Origin of the sequence: Nostoc sp. PCC 7524 (assembly GCF_000316645.1) — a bacterium.
Taxonomy (GTDB): domain Bacteria; phylum Cyanobacteriota; class Cyanobacteriia; order Cyanobacteriales; family Nostocaceae; genus Trichormus.
Map to the genome: position 1 here is coordinate 5,582,853 of NC_019684.1, position 26,181 is coordinate 5,609,033.

General features: G+C 40.8%; 26 protein-coding genes and 1 pseudogene. 11 read left to right on the plus strand and 16 right to left on the minus strand.

Annotated features, from left to right (window positions below; genetic code table 11):
- The first annotated feature begins 104 nt into the window (after positions 1-104).
- The gene (locus tag NOS7524_RS22655; RefSeq protein WP_015140807.1) at positions 105-2,015 is read left to right on the plus strand and encodes a lipoxygenase family protein; all 1,911 of its coding nucleotides are present in this window, start codon (positions 105-107) and stop codon (positions 2,013-2,015) included.
- A 270-nt stretch (positions 2,016-2,285) separates the two neighbouring features.
- Here the strand turns inward: NOS7524_RS22655 and infC are convergent, their stop codons facing one another.
- Positions 2,286-2,774 (minus strand): translation initiation factor IF-3, encoded by a 489-nt coding sequence (gene infC / locus NOS7524_RS22660; RefSeq protein ID WP_083882629.1) that lies wholly within the window; start codon positions 2,772-2,774, stop codon positions 2,286-2,288.
- Positions 2,775-3,003: 229 nt separating this feature from the next.
- Between infC and NOS7524_RS22665 the strand changes: the two genes are divergently transcribed.
- Entirely contained in the window at positions 3,004-3,678 is a 675-nt protein-coding gene (locus NOS7524_RS22665; protein WP_015140809.1) for a general stress protein, read from the plus strand.
- An 81-nt stretch (positions 3,679-3,759) separates the two neighbouring features.
- Here the strand turns inward: NOS7524_RS22665 and NOS7524_RS22670 are convergent, their stop codons facing one another.
- From NOS7524_RS22670 to NOS7524_RS22695, 6 genes and pseudogenes are all read right to left on the minus strand, one after another.
- Positions 3,760-4,131, minus strand: a complete 372-nt coding sequence (locus NOS7524_RS22670) for a hypothetical protein (protein WP_015140810.1) — start codon at positions 4,129-4,131, stop codon at positions 3,760-3,762.
- Between the two features lie 92 nt (positions 4,132-4,223).
- Positions 4,224-4,502 (minus strand): annotated as a pseudogene (locus NOS7524_RS22675) (LLM class flavin-dependent oxidoreductase); the annotation flags it as partial.
- 49 nt (positions 4,503-4,551) lie between these two features.
- Positions 4,552-4,914 carry a hypothetical protein gene (locus tag NOS7524_RS22680; protein WP_015140812.1) on the minus strand — a complete coding sequence of 121 codons (363 nt, stop codon included), beginning with the start codon at positions 4,912-4,914 and terminating at the stop codon, positions 4,552-4,554.
- A 150-nt stretch (positions 4,915-5,064) separates the two neighbouring features.
- Positions 5,065-5,376, minus strand: a complete 312-nt coding sequence (locus NOS7524_RS22685) for a hypothetical protein (RefSeq protein ID WP_015140813.1) — start codon at positions 5,374-5,376, stop codon at positions 5,065-5,067.
- A gap of 2 nt (positions 5,377-5,378) precedes the next feature.
- Positions 5,379-5,669 (minus strand): hypothetical protein, encoded by a 291-nt coding sequence (locus NOS7524_RS22690; protein ID WP_015140814.1) that lies wholly within the window; start codon positions 5,667-5,669, stop codon positions 5,379-5,381.
- Positions 5,670-5,756: 87 nt separating this feature from the next.
- A complete protein-coding gene (locus tag NOS7524_RS22695) occupies positions 5,757-6,185 on the minus strand; it encodes a hypothetical protein (RefSeq protein ID WP_015140815.1) in 429 nt (142 codons plus the stop codon).
- Between the two features lie 946 nt (positions 6,186-7,131).
- Here NOS7524_RS22695 and cysK point away from each other — a divergent pair.
- Entirely contained in the window at positions 7,132-8,076 is a 945-nt protein-coding gene (gene cysK, locus NOS7524_RS22700) for a cysteine synthase A (RefSeq protein ID WP_015140816.1), read from the plus strand.
- Positions 8,077-8,246: 170 nt separating this feature from the next.
- Here cysK and NOS7524_RS22705 read toward each other — a convergent pair whose 3' ends face one another.
- From NOS7524_RS22705 to fdxB, 8 genes are all read right to left on the minus strand, one after another.
- On the minus strand, positions 8,247-8,762 hold the full coding sequence (locus tag NOS7524_RS22705; protein WP_015140817.1) for an ArsC/Spx/MgsR family protein: 516 nt from the start codon (positions 8,760-8,762) through the stop codon (positions 8,247-8,249).
- 78 nt (positions 8,763-8,840) lie between these two features.
- Positions 8,841-9,452 carry a hypothetical protein gene (locus tag NOS7524_RS22710; protein WP_015140818.1) on the minus strand — a complete coding sequence of 204 codons (612 nt, stop codon included), beginning with the start codon at positions 9,450-9,452 and terminating at the stop codon, positions 8,841-8,843.
- 5 nt (positions 9,453-9,457) lie between these two features.
- Positions 9,458-9,634, minus strand: a complete 177-nt coding sequence (locus NOS7524_RS30255; RefSeq protein WP_015140819.1) for a hypothetical protein — start codon at positions 9,632-9,634, stop codon at positions 9,458-9,460.
- A gap of 41 nt (positions 9,635-9,675) precedes the next feature.
- Positions 9,676-10,161: a hypothetical protein gene (locus tag NOS7524_RS22715; RefSeq protein ID WP_015140820.1), complete on the minus strand. Its 486-nt coding sequence runs from the start codon at positions 10,159-10,161 to the stop codon at positions 9,676-9,678.
- Positions 10,162-10,288: 127 nt separating this feature from the next.
- Positions 10,289-10,873, minus strand: a complete 585-nt coding sequence (locus NOS7524_RS22720) for a cytochrome c oxidase subunit 3 (protein ID WP_015140821.1) — start codon at positions 10,871-10,873, stop codon at positions 10,289-10,291.
- A 108-nt stretch (positions 10,874-10,981) separates the two neighbouring features.
- Entirely contained in the window at positions 10,982-12,649 is a 1,668-nt protein-coding gene (gene ctaD, locus NOS7524_RS22725) for a cytochrome c oxidase subunit I (RefSeq protein ID WP_015140822.1), read from the minus strand.
- Between the two features lie 57 nt (positions 12,650-12,706).
- Positions 12,707-13,678 (minus strand): cytochrome c oxidase subunit II, encoded by a 972-nt coding sequence (locus tag NOS7524_RS22730; RefSeq protein ID WP_015140823.1) that lies wholly within the window; start codon positions 13,676-13,678, stop codon positions 12,707-12,709.
- Positions 13,679-14,177: 499 nt separating this feature from the next.
- Entirely contained in the window at positions 14,178-14,471 is a 294-nt protein-coding gene (gene fdxB / locus NOS7524_RS22735) for a ferredoxin III, nif-specific (protein WP_015140824.1), read from the minus strand.
- A 983-nt stretch (positions 14,472-15,454) separates the two neighbouring features.
- On the opposite strand from fdxB, the gene NOS7524_RS22740 reads away from it, so the two are divergent.
- Complete coding sequence (locus tag NOS7524_RS22740; protein ID WP_041555425.1) at positions 15,455-17,044, plus strand: helix-turn-helix domain-containing protein; 1,590 nt, start codon at positions 15,455-15,457, stop codon at positions 17,042-17,044.
- 292 nt (positions 17,045-17,336) lie between these two features.
- Here the strand turns inward: NOS7524_RS22740 and NOS7524_RS22745 are convergent, their stop codons facing one another.
- Positions 17,337-18,170, minus strand: coding sequence for a prohibitin family protein (locus NOS7524_RS22745; protein WP_015140826.1), 834 nt, complete (start codon positions 18,168-18,170; stop codon positions 17,337-17,339).
- A gap of 138 nt (positions 18,171-18,308) precedes the next feature.
- On the opposite strand from NOS7524_RS22745, the gene nfi reads away from it, so the two are divergent.
- The 7 genes from nfi to NOS7524_RS22780 all read left to right on the plus strand — a co-directional run bounded on the left by nfi (position 18,309) and on the right by NOS7524_RS22780 (position 26,179).
- On the plus strand, positions 18,309-18,974 hold the full coding sequence (gene nfi / locus NOS7524_RS22750; RefSeq protein ID WP_015140827.1) for a deoxyribonuclease V: 666 nt from the start codon (positions 18,309-18,311) through the stop codon (positions 18,972-18,974).
- Positions 18,975-19,156: 182 nt separating this feature from the next.
- Complete coding sequence (locus NOS7524_RS22755) at positions 19,157-21,118, plus strand: bifunctional serine/threonine-protein kinase/formylglycine-generating enzyme family protein (protein WP_015140829.1); 1,962 nt, start codon at positions 19,157-19,159, stop codon at positions 21,116-21,118.
- 319 nt (positions 21,119-21,437) lie between these two features.
- The gene (locus tag NOS7524_RS22760) at positions 21,438-21,797 is read left to right on the plus strand and encodes a DUF433 domain-containing protein (RefSeq protein ID WP_015140830.1); all 360 of its coding nucleotides are present in this window, start codon (positions 21,438-21,440) and stop codon (positions 21,795-21,797) included.
- Positions 21,794-22,189 carry a hypothetical protein gene (locus NOS7524_RS22765; RefSeq protein WP_015140831.1) on the plus strand — a complete coding sequence of 132 codons (396 nt, stop codon included), beginning with the start codon at positions 21,794-21,796 and terminating at the stop codon, positions 22,187-22,189. The genes NOS7524_RS22760 and NOS7524_RS22765 overlap by 4 nt, the downstream gene beginning before the upstream one ends.
- Positions 22,190-22,620: 431 nt before the next feature.
- The gene (locus NOS7524_RS22770; protein WP_041555916.1) at positions 22,621-23,205 is read left to right on the plus strand and encodes an FHA domain-containing protein; all 585 of its coding nucleotides are present in this window, start codon (positions 22,621-22,623) and stop codon (positions 23,203-23,205) included.
- Between the two features lie 81 nt (positions 23,206-23,286).
- The gene (locus tag NOS7524_RS22775; protein ID WP_015140833.1) at positions 23,287-25,242 is read left to right on the plus strand and encodes an FHA domain-containing protein; all 1,956 of its coding nucleotides are present in this window, start codon (positions 23,287-23,289) and stop codon (positions 25,240-25,242) included.
- Between the two features lie 217 nt (positions 25,243-25,459).
- On the plus strand, positions 25,460-26,179 hold the full coding sequence (locus tag NOS7524_RS22780; protein WP_015140834.1) for a GDSL-type esterase/lipase family protein: 720 nt from the start codon (positions 25,460-25,462) through the stop codon (positions 26,177-26,179).
- The last annotated feature ends 2 nt before the right edge of the window (positions 26,180-26,181 follow it).

Sequence of the window (26,181 nt, forward strand, 5' to 3'; positions counted from 1 at the left end):
ATCAAATTAGAGGATTTTATACCCTAAATCTATAAAAATACTTTTGCATAAGTCTTGCTATATTCTCTGCTCTCTATACTCACTCTTACACATAGGAATAAACTATGGTTTCTCCTGGAAATACAACAGAACAACAAGGTCACTATCGTTACAATCCCCTTGGGCTAAATCAGAAGGGACCGGCGCGGATTTTTCCCTACGCTGGTGAAGATGGGGCGCTGCGTTATATCTTAGCTAAACTGCAAGCAGATGCTATCAATCAAGGAAAACTGTCTGAACCTTGGAGTCTGGTACTAAAACAGGTGAAGAGTACGATCGCCTCCTTGGATGAGGTTTGGCTAGGTATCTCTACTCAACTGGTAGATTTAGAAATTTTTCAATCGGGATGGTTTAATTTTCATTTGCCGCCTAATGAACAGTTTAATGCTAGCTATGTGCGGGAACGGCGGGAAATGATCCAGCGACTCACTACCGCACAAAAAGCCGCCGATACTAAAAATAATATTGAGCAGAAGCGATCGCTATTTTTCCAATCTTTAGAAAAAAGTGCTAAATCTAGCAAAAACGCATCACCTTACATCCCCACCCGTCCAGTAGCTAGCATCATTCATCAACGGGATGGCGGTTTAAGCGATCGCGAATTTGCACGGCAAAGATTAGCCGGGGCAAATCCGATGATCCTACGGCGAGTCAAGTCGGCTGATCAAGCATTACTCCAAACCTGGGCAAATATACCCTGTAATCTAGACCTCATTGAGTCAGCCACCGCCAACCGTTTATTTATTGCTGATTATCCTTTATTTAAAGACCTAAAAGTTACCGATTTACAACCAGGAAAGTATGTAGGTAGTCCAGTAGCTTTATTTCATCACACGGAAACGGGGTTAGAACCAATACTGATTGAGGTGGAAAAAGGTAGAGTCATCACCTCTGCACTCATGGGAACGGCTGCTGATGATTGGACAAGGGCAAAACTCTATGTCCAGACAGCTGATGTCACCCATCATGAGTTAGTTTCTCACTTGTGCTACACCCATCTAGCAATGGAAGCATTGGCGATCGCTGCTGCTAGACAATTACCCACTAATCACCCGGTTTCCCAGTTACTTAGTCCTCATTTTCAGTTTTTAATTGCTGTTAATGACCGAGCTAATGTCATCTTACTGGAAGAAGGTGCGGCGATTAATAAACTTACAGCCCCAACTATTCCGACATCAGTCAATATAATTAATCAAGCTTACCGTCAAAAAACATTTTGGGATTACGCTCTACCCAACGACATCGAACACCGGGGAATCGATACTAAGTTTCTTCCCGAATACCCATACCGTGATGATAGTCTGCTGTTATGGGAAGCGATCGCTAAGTACACCAGTCTTTATTTACAACGGTATTATCCTGACGATAAAGCCGTAATCAAAGACACCTATTTGCAAGCTTGGGCTGATGAACTGGGCGCACCCTTAAATACCCGTTCTAAATCTGAGTTTCCCCAGATTCCGGCGTGGTTCCCTCAAGAATGGGCGATCGCGGCTGGATTAGAATTGCCAGAATTACCTTCACATTCCCGTGTACCTGGGTTTACTAAAATCACCAGTCTGCAACAACTCATAGATATTGCCACAATTGTGATTTTTACTTGTGGTCCCCAACACGCAGCTATTAACTACAGCCAGTTTGATTATCTTGGTTATGTACCTAATGCACCTTTAGCTAACTACAGCCGACCAGATACACCAGTTAATTTATCAGAATTTTTACCCCCAGCCGATAGAGAAATTTTGCAAATGCGGTTAACCTTTGCTTTGAGTGGGATTTATTGGGGTAAGCTGGGTAGTTCTGAGTTAATTCAATTTACCAATAGAGGCGATCGGCAGATTCTTAACCAGTTTCAAAACGATTTAGTGGAAATTGAGAACAAAATCAAAGCGCGTAATCAAAAACGTCTCATTAATACTGGTGTTGACTATCCCTATCTCTTACCCTCTCGGATTCCCAACAGTATCAATATTTGAACCGAAAACAACACCAATTTTAAAAGTAAATATCTAAAGGGGTCTTCCAAATAAAACACATCCAAAATGTAGGGTGCGTCAGTGCGAGAAAACCTAGCTGTACTAAGGAATTCTTCATACTGACGCACCCTACTAACTAACCATCAATTTGGAATAATTGATGTTTTGGTTTTGCCTAGGTGCTAAAAAGTACGGGTTTTAATGATCTAGATTCCTACCCGTACCTGTATATGATTGAGGGATCTTTTGCAAGATCCCTGAAAACTTTATTTAACCAGGAATGACTTGAACAACCAATGCACGTTTGTCAAACGACTGGACTTTACCTACTTGACTAAGATCATTGACAATGCGGTCTAACAATTCTCCAGCATGATCACGATGTTGGTGTTCCCTACCCCGTAGACGAACAGCAAATTTGACAGAATCGCCTTTACTCAACCACTGTATCGCTTGCTGAATGCGTAAATTATAATCAGCCAAGCCGACATTCGGACGGAATCGCACTTCTTTGACTGTTGGCCTAGCACTATGTCCTTGACGCTTTTTCTTTTGATATTGCAGCTTGCCAAAGTTGATAATTTTCGCTACTGGAATCTCTTGATTTTGAGAAACCACAACTAGGTCAAGGTCTAAACTTTCTGCTATCTGTAGAGCCTCATTGGTATTGATAAGACCACGATTGTTATTTTCATGGTCAATCAAGAAGACTTGAGGTGACTTGATTTGGGAGTTAATTAGTTGCTTTTGGACTGCGATAACGTTTTCCTCTCAATACTAAATGTTTTGCCTTGTAGGTAATACCAAGGTAACACAATATCCATTGATTAGAATCTTTAGGCAAAATTGGCTGATATTATGCCTTTCTTCTGATGGAGTGTTAGCTAAACCCATAGATTGATGAATATATCGATGTTAAGAGCCAAACTTGACTAGGTATGACTAACAAAATTAGTGGAACACATTAGTAATTATTTCAGGAGGAAAAATGGTATCTACTCACTATAAACGTGGCATCGGAACCTTTAGAAACCGCCAAGAGGCTGAACAAGCACTACACGAACTGAAAAATTCTGGTTTCCCAATGGATCGGGTTTCTATTTTGGCGAAAGATACAGAACGTAATGAGCAAATAGCTGGAACGCGTGTAGAAGATCGTGGCGAGACAGAGGCTCAAGAAGGTGCGGGGATTGGTGCAACCACAGGTACTGTCTTGGGGGGTATTGGTGGTTTACTCGTAGGTTTGGAAGCTTTGTTAATTCCAGGTGTAGGGCCTTTTCTCGCAGCAGGTACAGTTGCTACTACCTTGGCTGGTGCTGGGATTGGTGCAGCCGCAGGTGGAATTGTCGGGGCTTTGACTGGTTTAGGTATTCCTGAAGAAGAAGCCAGACATTACAGCGATCGCGTTTCTCAAGGTGAATACTTGGTAATCTTAGAAGGCACGGCAGCTGAAATTGATCGCGCATCTGCTATTTTCAGAAACCGGGGTATTCGTGATTGGAAAGTAAATGACATTTCTGATACTCGCGGTTATCGCACTGAAGCGGCTCCCACGGGTGTTGAGCGAGATACAACAGTTGTCAGACGAGATACAGATGTCTACTCTGGAACAACACCTGACGAGGACGTAGTAGAAATTATTGATAAGCGCGATCGCGTCTAATTCTGTTTTGTAATTAAAATTTAACCCTACCCATAGTCGGGAAGGGTTAAGTTTTAGATCCTATCGTTGAGAAATTTGAATTTAGAGCCAATCTCGATAAGCCGAGATTTCATTAACGCTAATTTCCAATGGCCCACCTTTACCAAAAGGGGGATAAACGCGGATTTTAGCATTAGTTGTAAATCTTTCTAGGCGGTTGCCTAATTGGGGAATATTGCTCACTATATGCCAATAAGATACTATATCAGGGCAGTCAATGATCAGCATTAAGAGAGTGTCTTTTTTGGTGAAGTACCACTGGCAATTAGATAATAGTGCTTGGGTAATGCGATCGCAAGCTAAGTAGAAGCATCTGCCAATAGATTGCTCTAGTTCCAAATGCAGCATTCCATCCTCCTTTGTCACCTCGCTAGGAGGTAGATCATCGGGAGGAAGCAGGTTAAGTTTAGACATAATTTCTAACCTCTTGGTTGTAGCACCGCAAACTCTCCTGATTCTTTTCCAGAGTCAAGGATGCAGGTTTGAGGGCTAATGTCCCTAGATTTATCTAACGTGGCAATGTCTTCCGCCACCCGAATGGGGTTATGGAATGGCAATAACACTGCCGCCGTTCCTAGTCGGATAGTTGATGTGACACCCGCTAAATGAGCCATTAATACCAATATCGAGGATCTGATATTGGTTTCATTAAAATGATGCTCACTGATCCAAGCTTCTTCAAAGCCTAAGCTTGCCGCCTGTCTGACTAGGGCTACTTGTTCAAAAATCCCACGCCGGGCATCTTGATGATGATTTTCGTAATTGCAGAACAGTCCAGTTTTCATCTTTAACTTGCTTGCGTTGGCGTTGGATGTCTACCTAGATGTGATCTCTTTAATTTGTTACCATATGCAACTCCAACCAAAGACGTGGATCGTTGTCCTTTAGCTTTGACAAGGGATCTCGCAATAATCGCTTGGCATTCATACAAACGACTTGTACTAATCCCATATTTTCTGCTAATTCTCGCAGTGTTTCTTTGTGAGCTTGCACAAGAGGCAGCATTTCATCAGAACAATAAATACCTATGTATTGCAAGCGTCTAGCAGGTCGTCCCCAAAAACAGGTGATGACTTTCACATGACACCCGTCCAATAATTCCCCAACTTTTGGATAGTATTGACTGACGACTCTTGTGAATTCCTTAGCTAATATATCTTCCGCAATCATTGCAATTGATATTTTTGTAGCGTCCATCACTCTAATTAATATAACATATATTTGTCATATAATGATAACAAAATCATTGTTTTATTCCTAATATATTATTAAGATATACCAAACAAATGAGGTTTACTCAATAATGAGTAAACCTCAGATTAGCTAAATAAATTTAAAGCAATTATTCTATCTAGATTTTCGTTCTGCAACTAAAACTTCAGCGATCATTTCTGGCAGATTATTCAAATCTATAAAACCATCAGAACCCCTAATGGGAGAACTAAAAGTATAATTCGGGTCACAAGCGCCTGTATCATAGACTTGAATAAACCACTTATCTGGAAATCCGGCTACACCTAGTTCAACAATGTACCAACTCTCACCTATTAGCCGAGCATTAAAAATAGTAAACCAATCTCGATAAGCTTCTGATATATTCCAATCTGCTAAGAGAAACTCTAATGCTATTTGTCCAGCATCAGTTGCAGTCAGTAGCATTTTCACTCCTTATTTGCAACTTCAGAATTGTTACTTTCAGCTTTTTGTAAATCAGGATATAACCCTAACTGTTTTGCTAACTCACGAGCAATAAAAAATAAAAATTTTGCTCCATCTTGATTACCTTGATGGGCAAATGCAGTTGCTATTTGTACAATGATTTCCACAAAGTTAGCATCGATTAATTCTTTATTGGCTTCTAAGAGTTCTGGTTCTTGACCATTAGGGCATTGTAATAGTTCATCAATTAAATTGAAGTATAAACTTTGGCGTTCTTGTTGGATTTCTGGCATAGGAGTTTACTTTTTTGAATGATAATGGATCAGATTTTTTGTTAGTCAAGTATCAAAATTCCAGACTAAAGTTCTGAATTCTGATATTTATTGTTCGATACCTTGCTGCCAAAGTCTTTCTAGCATTTCAATTTGTTCTTGTAAAATTCCGGCGCGATACATCAGATATCGGTCATAAATAATAATTCCTAATCCGATAAAAACAGGAATTAATATAATAAACCACTGAAGGATAATCAAAACTTTGTAATGTTCAACATTAGTCAGCATTTGATTGACAAATTTTCGATTAGGTAATTTCTTCTCAACGAGAGCTTGAGAAGAATTTTCACTTATCTTAGGAATAGATAATGAAGCATCTTTTAAGTTAAGTTTATTGACTTCATGGGTTGATTTCTGTGTCTTAACGAACTCTGTGTGTTTTTCCCAAACTAATCTGAATACTACTAGCCCTGGAGACACAACTGCATAAGCAACTAAACAAACTGTGAGAACATTTAGAAGTTTAGATTTCATCTTTGCTCTCCTCGCTAGATAATCAGCACCCCAAAAGTTAAATATCGTAATAATCCCAGAATTGAATATTCGATAAATTGAGCTATAATCTAAATAATAAAGATGCTAATGATACAGAAAATTTATACATCTAACAGCTAGTAATTCATTTTTGGAAAATCGTTGAGTTATCAAAATTTATTCTTTAATAATTACTGTCCACTAATAACTGTTTAATGATTAAGAAGTCCCCCCTTGTTCTTTGGTTTTACCCATTGAATTTCGGGGGGTAGAGGGGAATCTCTGCGTAAATCCTATATGTTTTATATCAGTCGCTCATCTTGTCCATAGTTTAGCTGAGTCAGATTAAGATTATTAAATTTATTAATTTTGTACTCAAAACCTCAAAGCCTTATGGGGCATGAATTACAAAAATTATTTGGGGGCAGGGTGCTAGTATTTTTGGAGTGGGGTACTAGCATTAACTGGACAGGGTTCTAGTGTTGATCAACTCAATCTCAAACCTAACTATGCTGTTAACTCCAGGCAATTTCGCTTGAGTTATTTACCTAAAAAATTTGTACTCACACAAAATATATTTATTGGCGAGTATACACAACAAAGCCAGAAAAAACAATTAAATCTAAGTTAATCAAGTTCGGCTTTCCCTAATTAAAATGCAATGCTTAAATTAAGTTAAAAAATCTGAATATGATTTAAATTCATTTATAAAATTCTCCGTTTATTGACGATAGTTCTTTTAAAATGTTTCTGAAGTTACTAAAAAGTGACTTGAGAGGAAAAATATTGCATAAATGTCATTAAAGTGATTTTTTGCCTATAATTTTTGTGTTTTAGTGAGAGTAGATGGCTAATACTGTCACTAACAGTTACTGGTAAATTGAATACATTTAAGTTAATTGCTATAAGCTGATTGTTATCACTAAATAACTTTAGGAGTAAAATAATGAAAATTGCTAAGGATGTAACAGAAATTATTGGAAAAACTCCTTTAGTGCAACTAAATAAAATTCCTCAATCTGAAGGAGTAGTTGCGAGGATAGTTGTCAAATTAGAAAGCATGAATCCGGCTGCTTCTGTAAAAGACAGAATTGGGTTAAGTATGATTCTTGCCGCCGAAACAGAGGGTGTAATTCAGCCAGGAAAGACTATTTTAGTAGAACCAACTTCTGGTAATACAGGTATTGGTTTGGCGATGGTAGCAGCAGCTCGTGGCTACCGTTTAATTTTGACTATGCCAGAAACCATGAGTCAAGAAAGACGGGCAATGCTCAAAGCCTACGGTGCAACTTTAGAATTAACGCCAGGTACGGAAGGAATGCGGGGGGCAATTCGCAAAGCTGAAGAAATTGCCACTAACACGCCTAACGCTTATCTGCTGCAACAGTTTCGCAATCCAGCTAACCCAAAAATTCACCGAGAAACTACCGCCGAAGAAATCTGGACAGATACAGATGGTGAGGTAGATATGGTAATTGCAGGGGTAGGAACTGGCGGAACGATCACCGGGATTGCACAAGTGATTAAACAACGTAAACCCAGTTTTCAAGCGATCGCAGTTGAACCGAGCAACAGTCCCGTTCTCTCTGGTGGTGAAGCCGGTTCTCATAAAATTCAAGGTATTGGCGCTGGCTTTGTCCCCGATGTCCTCCGCTTAGAATTGATTGATGAAGTCATCAGAGTCAGTGATGATCAAGCCATGAGTTACGGACGGCGGTTAGCCAAAGAAGAAGGCTTACTCTCTGGGATTTCCTCCGGTGCGGCTTTGTGTGCAGCTATTCAGGTAGGTAAACGTCCAGAGAACGCCGGTAAATTAATCGTGATGATTCAGCCTTCCTTCGGAGAACGTTATTTGAGTACACCTATGTTTCAGGGTTTGACTATTGATTAGGGATAGACATCTCCAGAAATTAAATATGCGTTTTCCAGAAACCTTGTAGAGACGTTCCATGGAACGTCTCTATATTCTTTTTTGGAGATATAGCAATAGACAAGGCGGTTAGGACATTAATGGACTTTCAACTCTGTTACCTGTCACCTGTCCCCTGTCCCCTGCTATATCTAATGATTACAACCTTGGCGATGGTGTTCTTGCTGACTGTGATGGTTGCAATTACCTTGATGATCATGGTGATGATCATGACTGTGTCCGTGTCCGTGGGCGCAGCCTTGTAAATCTTGACTCATGAGGTTTTCACTCATGGCGCGGAAGGATTCATCTACAGGCTTCAAGCCAATCCAAGCATCTAATTGTGCGACATCAAAACCAACCTCACGGCGATCGCCTACTTGGATTAAAGGACGACGAATCAATAGCGGTTCTTGTAGCATTAACAATAAAGCGGTTTGTTCGTCTAAATTTTCGGGGACGATTTCACCAGATTTAATCTTAGTGGCAGAGCGATTAAACCATTCAGCTACAGGGCGATCGCCAAAAAATGACCGCAGACGTTCCATTGTCCAAGGTTCAGTTAGAAGGTTATAAGCGACAACTTCATGTCCAGCCGCAGTTAGTAAAACCTTTTGGCGAACACCACCTTTACAACCAGGTTTTTCATAGAAAATTACTCTAGCCATCGCATTTTCTCCTTGTAGTTGGGGATTAGGGATTGGGGAGAAGAAATAATAACTATTACCTGGCTACTCCCCACTCCCTTAAAATTTTTTGGCAGTATGACTGACTAAATCAAACTCAAACCTTTGTTTGGGATCAGTTTCGCCGTAGACATTAAAAGTTACAGTTGGTTCATCACCTACTGCTTCCACATGATGAATTGCATCGGGAGTGAAGCTAATAATATCTCCTGGTGATAGAAGAATTTCTCCCGTGGGTTCAATTTTGTCGGGTAAATCTAGGTGTTGGGTACGTCGCCAAACAGTATTTTTTTCTTGACCTTTTAAGACCGCCACTACTCCCCATGTTCCATGATTATGAATAGTAGATATGGTTCCTGGTGCAAATGTAACTGTTTGCACGGTTAACGGAAAACCCAACTCATCATATAACAGTAGAACAGAGGTTCCTGTTGTGGAAGAAGGCTCTAAATACTGACTTCGCACCCAGTAAGAATTTACAATCAAGCGTCTAACAAGCATTCGGATTTCTGGTAGACGAATTGATTCATCATCTACCCCATTGAGAACATCTTCTATTTCAGTCAGAAACCGATATAGACGATAATTCTCTTGTAATAAATTCCAACTTCTTGCCGATTTACACACTTGATATTGACCGTCTCCCGTCAGGAGCCAATCCCTACCTTGCATAATATTTAAAATCTTTGTTGAGAGACTTGGGGGAAGACAAATACAGGCGCAGAAACTTTAGGGAGTTCCTGTCTAGGGAAAGTGGGAGCTACAACAGTAGAAGGAAACAGGTCATTATTACTAGGAGAAGATGTAGAGAGAGCGTTGTAGGAAGATGCGTTAAAGAATGGGAAAATATTCATGGCTATTGATGGGTAGTTAGTGACTGTTAATAGTGAACTAATCAATCATCTTCTTCTGGTGGACGTGTTAACACATCCAATAGGATTCCCGCTCCGAAATCATTCTTTTCGTCAATTTCTTTGACTCGCAGACTGATTTCTTTAGCACGCTCGATTTCCCCTAACTTTGCTAATACCAATCCAGTAGCGGCATAAGCATTCAAATACAACCTGATTTGAGATTCTTCCCGTCGATTAATTAGTATGGGTTTGAGTTGATCCCACTCATCAGGAAATTTCTCTGATTCCTTAATTTTATCTAATAATTGGCAAGTTGTTTGCAATGCCAAAGAATAATTATTTTTATAGTAAAAGAACCTATAGGCTGCTACTAAAACATCAGTATTTCCCCCAGTTTTAGCTAAAGCTGTTTGAATGTATTTTTCTGATTCTGAAGTATTTTCCCAATGTTGTGCAGCTAAAATTAATAACTTTTTGATGTCTTCTGGAACTTGAAACCAGGAAAATTTGTTGGTGTCAGTGTGCATAATCTTATTTTGGGGAGTGGGGAGTGGGGACTGGGGACTGGGTATTTCTCTCCCCCTGCCTCCCCTGCCTCCCCTGCTCCTCTGCCCCCTCTGCTCTCCACTCCCTACTCCCTACTCCCTACTCCCTCTAATACCGTGTGAGAATGTAAACCAAAGTGAAGAGAACAATCCAAATTATGTCTACGAAGTGCCAGTAAATTTCTGCCATTTCGATGCCAGTGTGTTTAGTAGCAGAATAGTGACCGGAACGACGCGATCGCCACAACACTCCCAAAATCAACAACAGTCCCACAAAGACGTGCAAACCGTGGAATCCAGTCATGATATAGAAGCAGTTAGCGAACACATTGGTAGTCAGACCATACCCCAAATTCTGGTACTCATAAACCTGACCAGCCAAAAATGCTGCTCCCATAATAGCGGTTAAGAAATACCAAAACCGCATTCCCCAAACACAATTCTGCTTAATCGCCATATCCCCGAAGTGGATGACGAAACTACTAGACACCAAAATTGCGGTATTAATCGCCGGCACAAATAACTCTACCTCAGTTCCCTCTGGAGGCCAGACATCTGTAGTCCCCCGAAAGAACAAATAAGTAGCAAAAAAGCCACCAAACATCAAAGACTCAGAAATCAGAAAAGTCAACAATCCCCAAACCCGCAGATCAGGATGCGCCTCATGATCCTCATGTGCCGTTACAACAGTCATATATACCTCTTAATGAATTTCTTTTGACCTCTCCCCTAACCCCTCTCCTTGTAGGAGAGGGGAAATATTCTTACTCCCCCTTCCCTAGTAGGGAAGGGGGTTGGGGGGTTAGGTTGATGAACTTACTTCCGAAGAATGACCATACTCATAAGGCCCATGAGTCACCACTGGCAAAACCTCCCAATTTTCCACCAAAGGAGGCGAGCTTGTAGTCCATTCCAAACTCAAAGCTTGCCAAGGATTATCACCGGCTAATTCTCCTTTGCTCCAACTGACAAGCACATTGATTGCAAAAGGAATCACCGATAACCCCAAAATAAACGCCCCAATAGTACAAAGCTGGTTCAAATCCACAAACTGAGGATCATACATCGCCACTCGGCGAGGCATTCCTTGCAAACCCAACTTGTGCATCGGTAAGAAAGTCAAATTAGTCCCAATCAAGGTGAGGAGAAAATGCACACGTCCCCAAAACTCATTCAACTTCCGTCCTGTCATCTTGGGAAACCAGTGATAGATACCTGCGTAGATCCCAAACACAGAACCACCAAACAGCACATAGTGGAAGTGTGCCACTACATAATATGTATCGTGGACGTGAACATCAAAAGGGGCTGTCCCCATTGTCACGCCGCTTAAACCGCCCATGACAAACATCGACAACAAGCCGATCGCAAACAACATGGCACTGGTAAAGCGAATCTTACCACCCCAGAGAGTAGCCACCCAGCCGAAAATCTTCACACCGGTAGGCACAGCCACAATCAAAGTCGAGATGGTGAAGAACATCCGCATCCAGCCTGGTGTACCACTGGTAAACATATGGTGTACCCAGACAAACAAACCGACAACGCAGATAGCCACACTTGAATAAGCGATCGCCTTATATCCAAAAATCGGCTTGCGGGCATGAACGGGAATGACTTCGGACATAATGCCAAAAATCGGCAGAATCATCAAATATACTGCCGGGTGAGAGTAAAACCAGAACAAGTGTTGGTAAATAACGACGTTACCGCCTGCGTCTGGTTTAAAGAAGGAAGTCCCAAAGTTGAGATCAAACAGTAACAATACTAAACCCGCAGCTAACACAGGTGTAGAAAGTAGTGCTAGTACAGAGGTGGCTAAGATCGCCCAGCAAAATAGAGGTAATTGATCCCATTTCATGCTGGGGACTTTCATCATCAAGATGGTGACGACGAAGTTCACCGAACCCAAAATAGAAGAAGTCCCTACCAACACAATCGCCAAAATCCAGAGACTTTGGGCAATGGGTGCTGTAACTAAACTCAGAGGTGGGTATGCTGTCCAACCAGATTGGGAACCACCAAAAATGAAACTGGCGGCTAGGAGTAATCCGGCTGGTGGGTTTAACCAAAAGGCGATCGCGTTCAATTTCGGAAACGCCATATCCCTCGCCCCAATCATCAAGGGAATGAGATAATTACCAAATCCCCCAATCGCGCTGGGAACAATCCACAGGAAAATCATGATTGTCCCGTGGTTAGTCATGAAAGCGTTATACAGATTCGGATCAATAAAGTCTGCTTCTGGTGTAGCTAACTCGGTGCGGATAGCGATCGCCATCAACCCACCAATCAGATAGAACACAAAGGCAGTCACTAAATATTGGATGCCGATAACCTTATGGTCTACGTTAAACTTGAAATAGTCTTGCCATTTCCAAGCTTGAGAATGTAAGGTTTGGCCAAGCACCACATTTTGAGATGGATTTGTATCTGGTGGTGTGTGCCGTGGAAATTCTAGTTCTGTCATAAGCGTTTTTGTGACGATTTTTTCAGTTGTCAGTAGGCAAAAATTGACAACTGAACTTTACTTGTGAATTTGTGCCAAGGTAGCTGTATTAATGCCCAAGTTGTGGCTATGGGGTGCGAGAAACTCTGATGCTGATAACTCAGATGGATTAATTGCAATAGCTGTTTGGAGATTCTGCTGTTGAGCAACTTGATTTTCTGTTAACCAGCTATCAAACTCTTCTGGTGTATGTACAATCACCTGTGTCCGCATTGAACCGTGATAACCACCGCAAAGTTCGGCACAAACTACGGGATATGTACCTGGTTTAGTGGCCACAAAACTCAGTTGAGTGGGTATACCAGGAATTGCGTCTTGCTTGATGCGGAATTGGGGAACCCAAAATGAGTGAATCACATCCTGTGCGGCAAGATTAAGTTGCACAGCCGCACCAACAGGAACGTGTAACTCACCCGCAGAAACGCCCTGATGGGGATAGTCAAATAGCCAAGCAAACTGCATACCAGTGACATTCACTACCAAATCGGCCGTTTTAGCTGGATGATTAGGAGCTGTACCGATGCCAATGCTGGGAGCAGTTTGAGTTGTTGAAGTATTGTCTAGGGTAGCAGCAATGGCTGTTCCAGAAGCATGAGCCACATGGGATGTAGCATGGGGATGGCTCCCTGGCTCTAAACCTCCCATTTGGTTATAGACATCCACACTGTAAATCCCCAGGCAAATCACAATCAATGATGGAATTGCTGTCCAGAAGATTTCTAGGGGAACATTCCCTTCTATGGCTACACCATCAGTGTTGTCACCGCGACGACGACGATATTTGATCAAAAAAATCAAAATCGTGCCTTGCACTACTAAAAACAGTGCGATCGCAATGGTAAACATAATATTAAAAAAGCCGTCTACCAAAGGTGCTTGTTGTGACGCTGCAACTGGCAATAATGTGTGATGTTGACCCATCCAAAGACTGACTCCTCCAATTACTATTCCAGCAATCAGAGTCCATAGTGAAACAGGAATTTGTTGCATACATACTACCTAATTTTTTAGTTATAGGTATTGGGTACTAGGCTTTGGCTATTGGTTATAAGTAATTAATATTACCTATTACTTATTCCCTCATCACTAGCTCCCAGATCCTAGTAAATCCTGCGCGATTGATATATACCTATCGGCTTTTACATTTTCACAGGATAGTTTTTGGATTTCACTTATTAACGTTTTAACTTACTGCCATAAAAATTGGGGGATTTTTTCCAGATATCTTCATATCTGTCCCCCAAAACTTAACAATAGATTTTCCATCTTTAACAAGGAGGTTTTTGCCTTATAAAAGCTTGTAGCATCATTGAGAACACCATTAGTTTTAACAGCAAGTATGAGTTTGTTAATAATTAACAATTAGTGATTTACACATTTGTTTACCGTGAACTTTTAAGCTACGGTAAATATCTAAATATTCCCCTCTATTTACCTTGCTGAGTATATTTTTTACTGCTAACAGTGTTCTCTGATGAAGATTCAAGGCTTAATTTTCCAATGCAGCGTGAGTGTAGCAATTCTTAGGACAAATCCGCGCACAAGCTTCACAACCTACGCAGTTTTCTGGATGGGCAACTACCATAACTTTGCGCTCGATTTCATCATCATCTTCATCATCTACAAATTCACCTTCTTCATTAAGTGCTTTTAGATCCAGTACAGGATGACCACATACTTTAATACATCTGCCACATCCGATACATTTGTCTTTGTCAATTGATTGAGCAAACTTAGGTGTCCAAGTTTTGCCTCCAAAGGTCACTCCTGTGAGTACGGCCATGAAATAACTCCCGGCTATTCTGCCAATAAACTTGTTGGTACTTTGAACATTATCTTACTTTAATTTTATCTACCAATTTTGTTATTCAGCGATTAATTTTTGGGACTAAAAAATATGTTTTTATACAAAAAATATTGAGAGATAACCATATTTGCCAGTAAATGAAAATCTTTATTATTAATAAATAATAAGCCTCGAATTCAATAAAATATCGATGTCTATTTGTTGATACATTATTCTCAATATTAAACTTATATAAATATTTAATTGCCGCAACCCCTAAGTTTATTAATGTTTAAATCGATACTTTTAATTACCCAAAAAACCTCCAGATAGCCATATTTTTCCAAGTTTTAATGATATTAATTTGCAACTAATTGATATTAATTAACTTGATACAAAATAGTATTCATATATACAAATAATAGTTTTTGATATTTATACCTTTATACTTTTCTTTCGCTTGATTTTTGCTAAGTAATTATACAAGTTAACTTATATTGATTACTAAAAATTTTGAAAAATAATGGTTATATCATCACCAATAAAGTTTGTAGCCGTTATAACAGATTATTAATTTGGGTTAAACTTTAAAATTATTAATAAACCCAATAAAGAAAATAATTATGGTCATGAATATTCAACAAAAATCCTTTGGCTAAGGTTTTAAGGTGAAATGAAAATGTTCGTAAACTAAGTATTTATTGAATTATTAAAAACATTTTCTAAGCTCATTGTGAACAAATTTATAAAAATATTTATGAAATCTTTATTTAATGAAGAAACTATTTTGGGTTCCTATTAATAACCTAAAACAGCTTCCGATTGGGTGCAAAGTCTAAATATGGATGTGGAAAATTATTGCAGCAAGAATGATTTTTCTTTCTCAATAAATAATTGGGTAGCCAATGAAAAATACACAGGACACATCCAGGGGAGACTTAAGCCGAACATCTCAACGATTCCAGTGGGAAAAGAGCCATATGCCTTACACAATTCCTAACAACAGTTGCGTTGGATGTGACAACTGCCGTCCCCAATGTCCTACGGGTGCAATCAAAATAGAAAATAATGAATATTGGATAGATCCTTTACTTTGTAATAACTGTGAAGGCTACTATCCTGAGCCAAAATGTGTCATTGCTTGTCCAACTAAATCTCCCATACCGTGGCAGGCGAAGAAAGGGAGATGTAAAGTTGAGCCGAGAGATGCTACCAGTCCGGACTTGTTTTCTAATGGCAAAAATAACCCATTTGCTTCTGCAATTGTTATTTGGGAAGCTTGCAATGTACTAGCGCAACGTACATCATTGAATTGGGAAACCGACGCAACAGGCTACCTATGCCATAGCAGAAAAGTCAACCAAGGAAAAGGTGCGATCGCCTTTCACATCCAAGATCCGTTTCAAGTCAGCGAATTTGCCAAAGATATCAGTGCAATTGAAGTGCTGGATATTCGAGCCGCTTGTATCCACTTAATTTTTGCTGCCCATGCTACAGCCTTGGATCAGCCCTGGGAACAAGAATTTGCCATTGATGAACGACAGCTAGAGAAATATTTAGGGCTAGAAAAACGTAAAGACTTAAATAAAACCGCTAAACTAGCCTTAATGAAAAACCTTGTCCAACAAGCTTGCTCACTCAGTATTTCTATAGACTGGCCCCAACAAGGTAGAGTCAAAGGATTTTCCGTCCAAAATAGCCGCTTGTGGCACTTAGTCAACATTCAACATCACTTTCAAGAAGATGATCTAGGCTGCAAATATCTGATTGGACTCACCTTCAAAATTCGAGCCGGGATATGGGCGCAGCACTTCTTGAATAAACAAGCTTGTAAGGAACGTAACGCCTTCTATCAATATGGCAGTCTGCCCAAAACCTTATTAACTACAGTCATGAGCATTTGGCAGCAACACGAAGGCGCAGTCAGACTCATGCTGTGGTTGCTGTTTAAAACCAAAATGGGTAAGGAACAACGCATCACTATTCCTACCTTGCTCCGCATTGCCTACGGCGAAGAAAAAGTTACCCTTGCTTCTAGGCATAGAGAAGAACGCAAGCGCCTATTAAGAACGTTTGAAAATGACTTAGAAATCCTTAATCATCTGGGAATTAAACCTATTTTTGATCCAATTACCTATCCTCTAGAAATTCAACCCCTGTGGGCGAAGTTAATGGATATTCCCGAAGATCCAGATGAAGCCTTAGAGTTTTGGATTAATGATGCTGGTGGAGAAACTCGCCTGACAGATAGCGGCCCTCGCGGTAAATGGAATTTGTTAATGAATGCACGGATTTTAGCTTTTGAATTGCCTCCAGAATGGGAAAGGCAAATATCTGAATCCGAAAAAAAACAACGGCGAACTGCTAGAGTGAGACGTAAATCTCCAACCACAGGTGATTTAATGGGTGAGCAGATTTTGCAGGCACGAAAAACTTTAAATCTCTCTCAAAGGGAGTTAGCAAAGCTCACAGGTAAAAGCCAAAGCTGGATTCGAGATGTAGAAAATGGTCGCTTAAAGGCTAAGTCAGAGGATCAAGCAATATTACGGAAAGTGTTAAATATTGCTTAAATTGTCGGAATGATTTTATAGTTTATCAACCGCCGATATATAAATAATTGGTGTTAATTGATTAACCTTAATCGGCGGTTACAGTTGTTTCTTGTCGGCAAATTTGAATTTTTACTTGATACCGTTTCTTTATGAAGATGCAATTTATAGGTTGTTGTAGAGACGTTGCATGCAACGTCTCTACAGAGTTTATTTGGTGCAGCTTCTCATAGACTTGGTATGAGTCAATAGATTAATTTTAAACGCGGAGTGGCGCAGAGGTTTACGCGGAGAAACGCAGAGTATTTGGTTGTTAATTTTTATTCGTCAAGCTATTAGGATTAATATTAATCAATGGTAGGGAAGCATTTCCGCCCATCACCATTGGAAACTTGCCATCCCATTTCTCTATTGCTTGCTTTTGTAATAATTCCGATGTCAAAGTTAACCTTTGTAATCGTTGTGCCTCAGCTTGTCCTTTAGCTCGATTGATTTCTGCTTGGGCTTCCTGAGTTGCCTTCTTAGCAATAAATTCGGCTTGTTTAGCTTCTTGTTCAGCTATTTGTTTAGACTCAATTGCTCTACTAAATTCTGGAGAAAAGGAAAAGTTTACTAAAGAAACATCATCAACTATCAAACCATAAGCTTGTAGCCTATCTTTCAAATTATTATCAATTTCCGCCTTTAATTCTGTTCTCCTGGTGATAATTTCTTCTGCTGTTTTTTTGGCAGTTGCAGCCTTTAAAACTTCAGATACAGCAGGAGTAATGATACCTGTAACTATCTGTTCTTGATCCCCAACTTGTTGAAACACTTTATTCACTTTCATGGGGTCAACGTGCCAGTTGACAGCTAATTCAGTTTTGACTTGTTGCAGATCTTTAGAAGCAGCATCAGCTTGAAAAGTATTTTGTTGCACCCGCACACTAATTCTTCTTACTGATGTCACAATGGGCATAACGGTATGTAGTCCCTCATCTAAAACCTGATCTTGGACTTTGCCAAATTGCATAACTACGCCACGTTCGCCAGCATTAACAATTGTAAATGGACGAAACATCATGGCTAATAATAGGAAAATTATCCCTCCAGTCAGATAAAAACCATACTGGAATTTAGTGGCAGCACTATTTTGGAGATTAGGCATATTCTTATTCACTGATTGATATATAAACAAAATACACTTTCTGGAGAAAGTACAAACAAATTACAATTAATCACAACAGTAGATACACAGTCATCTCTAACTTTTTCAAAAATAAATTTTTAATTATTACTTAAAAACATGAAGATTTATCAACCTCATGCTTGGCCTCAAACTTTAGAGGAAGCTATAAATATTCAAGAAAAATTAAGGGAGCAAGTGATCACAAATGATCAACTTCCACAACCTGTGAAGTATGTTGCTGGCGTTGATATGGGTTTTGCAGCTGATGGTACGATTAGCCGTGCAGCTGTAGCGGTGCTGAGTTTTCCTGATTTGCAAGTTATTGAAACTCAATTAGCCTATCGTCCAACTTCATTTCCTTACATTCCTGGTTTCTTATCATTCCGAGAAATCCCAGCCATACTTGATGCTTTAGAAAAAATTCAAACCACGCCAGATATCATCTTGTGTGATGGACAAGGTATTGCTCATCCTCGCCGTTTGGGTATAGCTAGCCACTTAGGGGTGATTATCAATCTACCGACGATTGGCGTAGCTAAATCATTACTTATTGGTAAGCATGAAGAATTACCAGATACTAAAGGCAGTTGGCAACCATTAATCCATAAAGGTGAAACTATAGGTGCAGTTTTACGGACTCGTGCTGGTGTTAAGCCTGTATATGTTTCCAGTGGTCATAAAATCAGTTTACTGACAGCAATTGATTACGTACTGCGTTGCACACCCAAGTATCGTTTACCAGAAACTACCCGCGTGGCTGATAAACTAGCATCTAATAGATGAAAAACTGGGCTTTTTACTCCCCTTCCCTTGTAGGGAAGGGGTTGGGGGTTAGGTTTGAGAGAAAGTTGCACACGGCGTGGGATAGGGAATTGGTACTGAAAATACCTCATGTCCATATTGCCAGATTTAACCCTGAGCAATTACACTGAAATTGATTAAGCTTCTCAGGGTTTATACTCATCTTGAACACGCTGGCGGGACGCTACGAAATCATCAAGTTACTAGGTGGCGGTGGTTTTGCTGTCACATATCTGGCTAGGGATAATTTCCAACCTAGTAAACCTTTGTGTGTTGTTAAACAACTACGTCCCAACCAAACCGAAACCCGTGTTATTGAATTTTTTGAAAAAGAAGCCGCTATCCTCGAAAGACTAGGGAAACATCCTCAAATTCCGCAACTACTGGCACACTTTAACCAAGACCAGAATCTTTACATAGTACAAGAGTTTATCGAAGGACAGGATTTAAGTCGAGAAATCTTCTCTGGTAAGCGACTGAGTGAAGGTTATGTCACCAAACTTTTACAAGATGCCCTAGAAATCCTCTCCTTTGTCCATCAACAGGGAGTAATTCACCGCGACATCAAACCCCAGAACTTGATGCGTCGCCAAGATGGCAAGATTATCTTAATTGACTTTGGCGCAGTTAAAGAATTAGGGACATTAATGATTAATAGCCAAGGTGAAATCAATTCTAGCGTGGTGATTGGTACACCTGGTTATATGTCTTATGAACAATATCGCGGTAAACCTTGTTTTGGTAGCGATATTTATGCGTTAGGGGTAATGGCTATTCAAGCCTTGACTGGTGTTTTGCCTTCAGAATTAGAAGAAGACAGCCAAACAGGGGAAATTATCTGGCAAAATCGAGTCCAGGTGAGCAATCATTTAGCTGAAGTGTTAACTAAAATGGTGCGTCATCACTTCAGTATGCGCTACCTTAACGCTACAGAAGCATTACAAGCTTTAATCTCAGTAACAGCACCATTACCAGCGACAGTTTTATCTGAGGTTAACAAGGAATTATATCTGCAAGAAGTTACAAGTCGCGCCCAGGAAAGCCAGGGTAATTTTTCTGTGTTTGCCTTGAGAATATTAGAATCAAGGCGCGTTGAGTTGGGGTTATCGGAACAGGAAGCCAGAGAAATTCAACAGCAAGTTTTGCAACCTTATCGTGAGTATCAACGCAAGTTACAAGAGTATGAACAGGCGTTAATTGATGCGGTGAAGCAAGAATATCCCTTTAGCCAGCGAACCCAAAAAGATTTACAAGACTATCAGCAATATTTGGGACTGCGGAATGAAGATATTGCAGCGATAGAAGCACGGGTGTTTGCGCCACTACAGTCAGAATCACAACGACAGCAGCAGGAAACTGAAAAATTACGTCAACAGCAGCAACGACAACAGCAAGCTGAGTATTTTAGAGAAAACTTAGGTAATGGTGTTGTTTTAGATATGCTGCCAATTCCTGGTGGTAAATTTTTCATGGGTTCACCAGAAAATGAACCAGGACGATATGATTCTGAAAGTCCACAGCATCAAGTTAATGTAAAACCCTTTTTCATGGGTAAATTTCCTATCACTCAAGCTCAATGGCAAGCTGTTGCTGGTTTTGCTAAGGTGAATATTGATCTAAATCCCAAACCATCGCATTTTAAAGGTGCTAACCGTCCGGTGGAAAAGGTTTCTTGGGATGAGGCGGTGGAGTTTTGCGCGAGATTATCTCAAAAAACTGGGAGAATTTATCGTTTACCGAGTGAAGCGGAATGGGAATATGCTTGTCGCGCGGGGACGACTACTCCATATTACTTTGGTGAGACAATTACCAAAGATTTAGCGAATTACGGCAATATTTACCAACAAACAAGTGAAGTGGGGGCATTTCCTGCAAACCCCTTTGGTTTATTTGATATGTGTGGTAATATATGCGAATGGTGTCAGGATGAGTGGCACGACAATTATAATCCAGCCCCTAATGATGGTAGTGCGTGGGCTAGTAGTAGAAGTAAAGATAGGGTGCTGCGTGGCGGTAGTTGGGATCGAAGTCCCAGGAATTGCCGTTCTGCCTATCGCGGCTGGTACGCGCGCGCGATTTGTGTCAACTATGTTGGGTTTCGTGTGGTGGCGGTGTCCGTGGCGTGAGGATTACTTACCCTTTACACTGTTGCCCTTTTGCTCTCTACATTTCTTTCTCTTTTCTCTTCTTAAACCTTAGCGCACAGCGCGATCAGGTTTTTTCAATTTTTTTTATAAATCAGTGTTAGCATACACCATAACAAAAATTATAGCAAGTAGTATAAAAAAATGTAAGGTGCGTCAGTGCGAGAGAACCTAACTATACCGAGAAATTATTCATACTGACGCACCCTACCAAAGTGTAAATATGGGTTGAGGATGCGATCGCGTAACTGCCCAGGGTAGCTGATCACCTAAAATTTAAATAAAGATATATCTTTTGATTATGAGTCCAGTAGACATAATTCGTACAGAACGAGGTTTAGCGATCGCAGGGACACGCATCACGATTTATGATGTGTTGGACTATGTAAAAGCTCATTATCCGCCTAAGTTCATCAGCAGTTTATTGGAATTGACAGATGAGCAAATTAACGCGGCTCTATCTTACATTGAGGAAAATCGTCACACAGTCGAAGCAGAATACAATATTGTTCTCAAACAAGCCGAAGAAAATCGCCAATATTGGGAAGAACGCAATCGTCAGCATCTAGCACATATGGCAACGATATCACCCCAGCCAGGCAAAGAGAAACTTTGGGCTAAACTCCAAGCACAAAAAGCTAGACACGCAGGCGAGACATGAATTTTCTCATTGACCATAATTTGGGAGGACACGCACAAATACTATTAGGTAATATTGCTACTCAAGGCTGGTTAGAACTGCTACCAATTCGGTTTTTTACGTTCAAAGAGATCAATTTATCAATTGATAGCAGTGACCGTGTTGTTTGGCAAATTGCTCAGAATAATCAGATGATTTTGCTGACAGCTAATCGAAGTATGAAAGGTGAAGATTCGCTAGAGCAAGTTTTACGTGAGGAAAATAAACTCAATTCGTTTCCTGTGATTACAATTAGTAATCCTGAGCGATTTTTAGAAGACCGAATTTATCGAAATCGATGTGTAGATCGTATTTTAGAGATTGTAATTGACATCGAAAACTTTATGGGTATGGGTCGTGTTTTTATCCCATAATATAATTTGATGTAGCATAAAGTTTGTAGAAATCTAAGGTGCGTCAGTGCGAGAGAAGCTAACTATACCCGGAAATTATTCATACTGACGCACCCTACCAAACTGTAAATATGGGTTGGGGTTGCGATCGCGTGACCGCCCAGGGTAGCTAATCGGCTAAAATTTCAGACACTCATATCATCATTTGACGAATTTTAGATGGCGAGATAAGTATAAATTCTACATCTTCCCCAGCCACGCCAGTCCGCACCCCTTCGGGGAAGCAAGCTACAAGTCGGGAAACCCGCCCACGCGGCTGGCTCCCCAATCCCCAATCCGTATTAATTTGTTGAAGTTTGTTCTCAAAACTTGCCTGCTACCACTTAATCGTGTTAGGAATCGCACAGAGAAAAGTTGAAGTAGCTAAATTAAGAGATACCCAAGTTAGACCAATGAACGCACTAACTTTACAGTGGCACGATGCAGGTCAAAATAAAACTCAGCAAATTTACGAACAACAGCGCAGTAAAAATCCTGGTACTGTCCGCATCGGTAGAGATCCACTCCGGTGTGACATTGTTTTGACTAACCCGACTGTATCAGGTCTGCACGTAGAAATATTTTTTAATTCTCAGCAACAAAGTTTTTATATCAGAAATTTGCGATCGCCAAATCCCCCACTTATAGATGGACAACAACTCATCCAGGGAGAAAGACCGCTCAATCAAGGCAGCATCATCTACTTGGGACAACTACAACTCCAAGTGACTGCTGTTAATATTAATACCATTGCTGCCACAGTTTTAACCCCACCCCAACCATTCACACCCTACCAACGACAACAGCCAGCCAATCAAAATAACTCAGTAACATCCCCTGTACATAACCATCCACCAACACCAGTACAAGGAACTTATGGTTTAGAGTGTCCTAAATGTCATAAAGTATCCCCAGTGGAAGATTTACAAGTAGGTTGCCGTTGGTGTGGTACATCTTTAGCTGCGGCTGTCAGCGTGTTGGTAGCACCGGGGAATTGAGGATGAGGAAGCAGGGGAGCAGGGGAGAAAAACCATTGCCTATTGCCTAATTGCCTATTGCCTATTGCCTATTAACTAATCATGACTAACATACAAATTCAATTAACTTGGGAAGACCCAACAACGGGGGAACGGCGAGAACCAAAGTTAGATGTACCTATAGCTTTTGGTCGAGAATTTGCTCGTTTACCTGCGGAAGTAGACGGACAGCGCGTGGCGCGGATGCTGTTAAACAGTAATGAAGTATCTCGCTATCATGCTTTAATTACCTGGGAAAACAATCAACTTGTAGTGATTGACCAAGGTAGTGTGAATGGTGTGATTGTTAATGGTCAACGTCAACCGCGCAGTGTGATTAATAACGGCGATACGTTGCAAATTGGCCCCTATATCATCATGGTGACGCTGGCTAATCATGCCACTCCCCCAATCAGCAATCCCCCTTCTCTAATTCAATTTAACCCTAATACTAATCTCCCTGATCCCAGCTTAACGCCAGCTCGTGCTGTCACACCTTTGGGAAGTAATTTCCCACCTTCAGCATTTCAGGCAGAACAGGTAGCTGTCCAAGCACTTCATGCCACAGGTTTACCTGTAGATGAATGTGATTTTTTAGCAGTTGGGGGCGGACTAGGAAGTTTTATCTGGTCTGATTTACTACGAATTAGTGGTGTGCGTGCGGAAAAAATTGTGGCTTTGGGGTTAGAACCAGAACCTTACGCCCGTTATAAGCGCCTGTGCTTGAATTCCCAAATTCCTTTACATGAAAGACTGCGGTCTAATTCTGATTCTTGTCCTGATAATATTTGGGGTTGGCCTAGCTATGCTTGGCGAGAAGCTTGGCACGACTTAAGTAAAGGTAAACCTGATACAGCCTTGCGGTATTTATGGCAGGTATTTGGAGAACCCACCTTTGCTGAAACTTATACTCCCCGTGCGAGTAATGTGTTCGATTCTATTGACAGAGAAGCCAAGCGGATTGGCTGGAGTCAAATTTATCGTTATGGACGAGTGAGGGCAATTCGCAAAACCGATGATGGTCGATATTGTGTAGCCTATTCTCGCGGACAAGGTAATCACGCTTTCTTCGTGAGTCGTTATTTACATTTAGCTACTGGCTATCCGGCGATTCAGTTTCTTCCTGATTTACAAGCTTATAGAGAAAAATATCAAGATTTTAAATCTGTCGTGAATGCTTATGAAGCGCACGATCATGTATATGAACAATTAGAACGTCAAGGCGGAACAGTATTAATTAGGGGACGAGGAATTGTAGCTTCCCGGATTGTGCAGCGTATTTATGAAGCCAGACGCAAAAATACTAATATTACAGTTTTACATTTAATGCGATCGCCTAAACCCCAAGGCAACAAATTTCAAAAAGCCACACGGTTAGTCAAAAATCATTACGAATTTCAACCCTTTAACTGGCCTAAATCCTGTTGGAGTGGTGAACTGCGCGTTATGTTAGAACAAGCTACACCAGAAGAACGCCAACGCCTACTCACAGATTGGGGTGGTACAACCACCGCCGACCGCTACGACTGGCAAAAAATTACTGAAGACGGCTTAAAAGAAGGTTGGTATCAAATCACCTTTGGGGATGTGTTGTCAGTAGAACGAGATGCACAAAATCGCACTATCACCCAAATCAAAGAAAAAGGTTTTGGTGAAATGAAACTGGTGGCTGATTTTATTGTTGATGCCACAGGTTTAGATGCCAAAGTACAAGCTAATCCCCTATTAGATGATTTAGTCAAACATTACAACTTACCCCTGAACTACCTGGGGCGCTTGGCTGTTGCCAACAACTTTGAAATCCCAGAAATGCGAAATGGTAAAGGTCAAATGTATGTAGCTGGGGCAATTACTCTTGGTGGCCCCTACGCAGCCGTTGATAGTTTCCTGGGTTTGCAATACTCCGCCTTAGTCGCCGTTGATGGACTTGCCGCCGCCCGTGCGCCAGGATTGCGTCCTTTAAATCCCTTCAGTTCTTCTGCACAGTGGTTAAAGTGGGTATTTAATCAATCGCCATAGTGACTGTTGAGTTGTGTTAACAGTAGCAGGGTGAGACTTGGAGCTTCTGCCCAAATCAGCTAAAGCTACATCCCCCTCATCTTCCCAATCCCCAATCCCCAGTCCCCAGTCCCCAATCCCCAATCCCCAATCTTCATGCCAAAATGCAGAAAATATACTTGTTAATGGTGTAGAAATGTATAGAATCTTGTAAAGATATAAAATAAACTCTTTTAAGATGCAAACATTACCAGTTCATTCCTCAATGCAGCTGTCTTTATCACCAAATCAATGTCAGCCTTTGAAGATTGTCGCACTGGGGGATAGCTTAGTATATGGTTTTGGCGACCCCGACAAGGGAGGCTGGGTAGAACAATTGCGGCGCTCTTGGATGTTGCCGAATAGTTCTGGTCACGTCCTGTACAATTTGGGAGTAAGAGGCGATCGCACCCAGCAAGTAGCACAAAGGCTAGAAGTAGAATTTCGCCATCGCGGTGAATTGCGAAATCGTGTCCCCGACTTAATTATCCTCTCCGTAGGCGTAAATGATTCACCACGTTTAGGCCGTCCTGATGGAAGACAATATACAGATTTTGCCGTGTTTGAATCAGAAATTGCTGCCCTATTAGATCAAGCACAGCAACTTTGTCCTGTCTTATTCATTGGTATGGTTCCTGTCAATGAAACCAAAATGCCTTTTCTAGATTGCTTGCACTATAATCATGTGGATCAATATCGCTATAAAGAAGCGACTAAAATAGCTTGCAATCAACGACAAATCCCCTATTTAGATATTTTTGACCGATGGATAGCACGCGGCGAAACTTGGCGAAACCTGCGCTTAAGTGAAGACGGACTGCATCCCAATACATTAGGCTATCAGGCTTTGTTAGAAGATGTAATTCATTGGGAACCGCTAGCAGCATATCATGCCCGACCTAGTTATCAGCTCATGTGATT

Coding starts and splice junctions, on each gene's coding strand:
- nfi (WP_015140827.1), top strand. CDS start 18,309: ATGAAGATTTATCAACCTCATGCTTGGCCTCAAACTTTAGAGGAAGCT.
- NOS7524_RS22765 (WP_015140831.1), top strand. CDS start 21,794: ATGAATTTTCTCATTGACCATAATTTGGGAGGACACGCACAAATACTA.
- NOS7524_RS22665 (WP_015140809.1), top strand. CDS start 3,004: ATGGTATCTACTCACTATAAACGTGGCATCGGAACCTTTAGAAACCGC.
- fdxB (WP_015140824.1), bottom strand. CDS start 14,471: ATGGCCGTACTCACAGGAGTGACCTTTGGAGGCAAAACTTGGACACCT.
- NOS7524_RS22705 (WP_015140817.1), bottom strand. CDS start 8,762: ATGGCTAGAGTAATTTTCTATGAAAAACCTGGTTGTAAAGGTGGTGTT.
- ctaD (WP_015140822.1), bottom strand. CDS start 12,649: ATGACAGAACTAGAATTTCCACGGCACACACCACCAGATACAAATCCA.
- NOS7524_RS22695 (WP_015140815.1), bottom strand. CDS start 6,185: ATGAAATCTAAACTTCTAAATGTTCTCACAGTTTGTTTAGTTGCTTAT.
- NOS7524_RS22715 (WP_015140820.1), bottom strand. CDS start 10,161: ATGCACACTGACACCAACAAATTTTCCTGGTTTCAAGTTCCAGAAGAC.
- NOS7524_RS22670 (WP_015140810.1), bottom strand. CDS start 4,131: ATGTCTAAACTTAACCTGCTTCCTCCCGATGATCTACCTCCTAGCGAG.
- NOS7524_RS22690 (WP_015140814.1), bottom strand. CDS start 5,669: ATGCCAGAAATCCAACAAGAACGCCAAAGTTTATACTTCAATTTAATT.
- NOS7524_RS22760 (WP_015140830.1), top strand. CDS start 21,438: ATGAGTCCAGTAGACATAATTCGTACAGAACGAGGTTTAGCGATCGCA.
- NOS7524_RS22740 (WP_041555425.1), top strand. CDS start 15,455: ATGCCTTACACAATTCCTAACAACAGTTGCGTTGGATGTGACAACTGC.
- NOS7524_RS22745 (WP_015140826.1), bottom strand. CDS start 18,170: ATGCCTAATCTCCAAAATAGTGCTGCCACTAAATTCCAGTATGGTTTT.
- NOS7524_RS22685 (WP_015140813.1), bottom strand. CDS start 5,376: ATGCTACTGACTGCAACTGATGCTGGACAAATAGCATTAGAGTTTCTC.
- NOS7524_RS22770 (WP_041555916.1), top strand. CDS start 22,621: ATGAACGCACTAACTTTACAGTGGCACGATGCAGGTCAAAATAAAACT.
- NOS7524_RS22680 (WP_015140812.1), bottom strand. CDS start 4,914: ATGGACGCTACAAAAATATCAATTGCAATGATTGCGGAAGATATATTA.
- cysK (WP_015140816.1), top strand. CDS start 7,132: ATGAAAATTGCTAAGGATGTAACAGAAATTATTGGAAAAACTCCTTTA.
- NOS7524_RS22780 (WP_015140834.1), top strand. CDS start 25,460: ATGCAAACATTACCAGTTCATTCCTCAATGCAGCTGTCTTTATCACCA.
- NOS7524_RS22730 (WP_015140823.1), bottom strand. CDS start 13,678: ATGCAACAAATTCCTGTTTCACTATGGACTCTGATTGCTGGAATAGTA.
- NOS7524_RS22655 (WP_015140807.1), top strand. CDS start 105: ATGGTTTCTCCTGGAAATACAACAGAACAACAAGGTCACTATCGTTAC.
- NOS7524_RS22720 (WP_015140821.1), bottom strand. CDS start 10,873: ATGACTGTTGTAACGGCACATGAGGATCATGAGGCGCATCCTGATCTG.
- NOS7524_RS30255 (WP_015140819.1), bottom strand. CDS start 9,634: ATGAATATTTTCCCATTCTTTAACGCATCTTCCTACAACGCTCTCTCT.
- NOS7524_RS22710 (WP_015140818.1), bottom strand. CDS start 9,452: ATGCAAGGTAGGGATTGGCTCCTGACGGGAGACGGTCAATATCAAGTG.
- NOS7524_RS22775 (WP_015140833.1), top strand. CDS start 23,287: ATGACTAACATACAAATTCAATTAACTTGGGAAGACCCAACAACGGGG.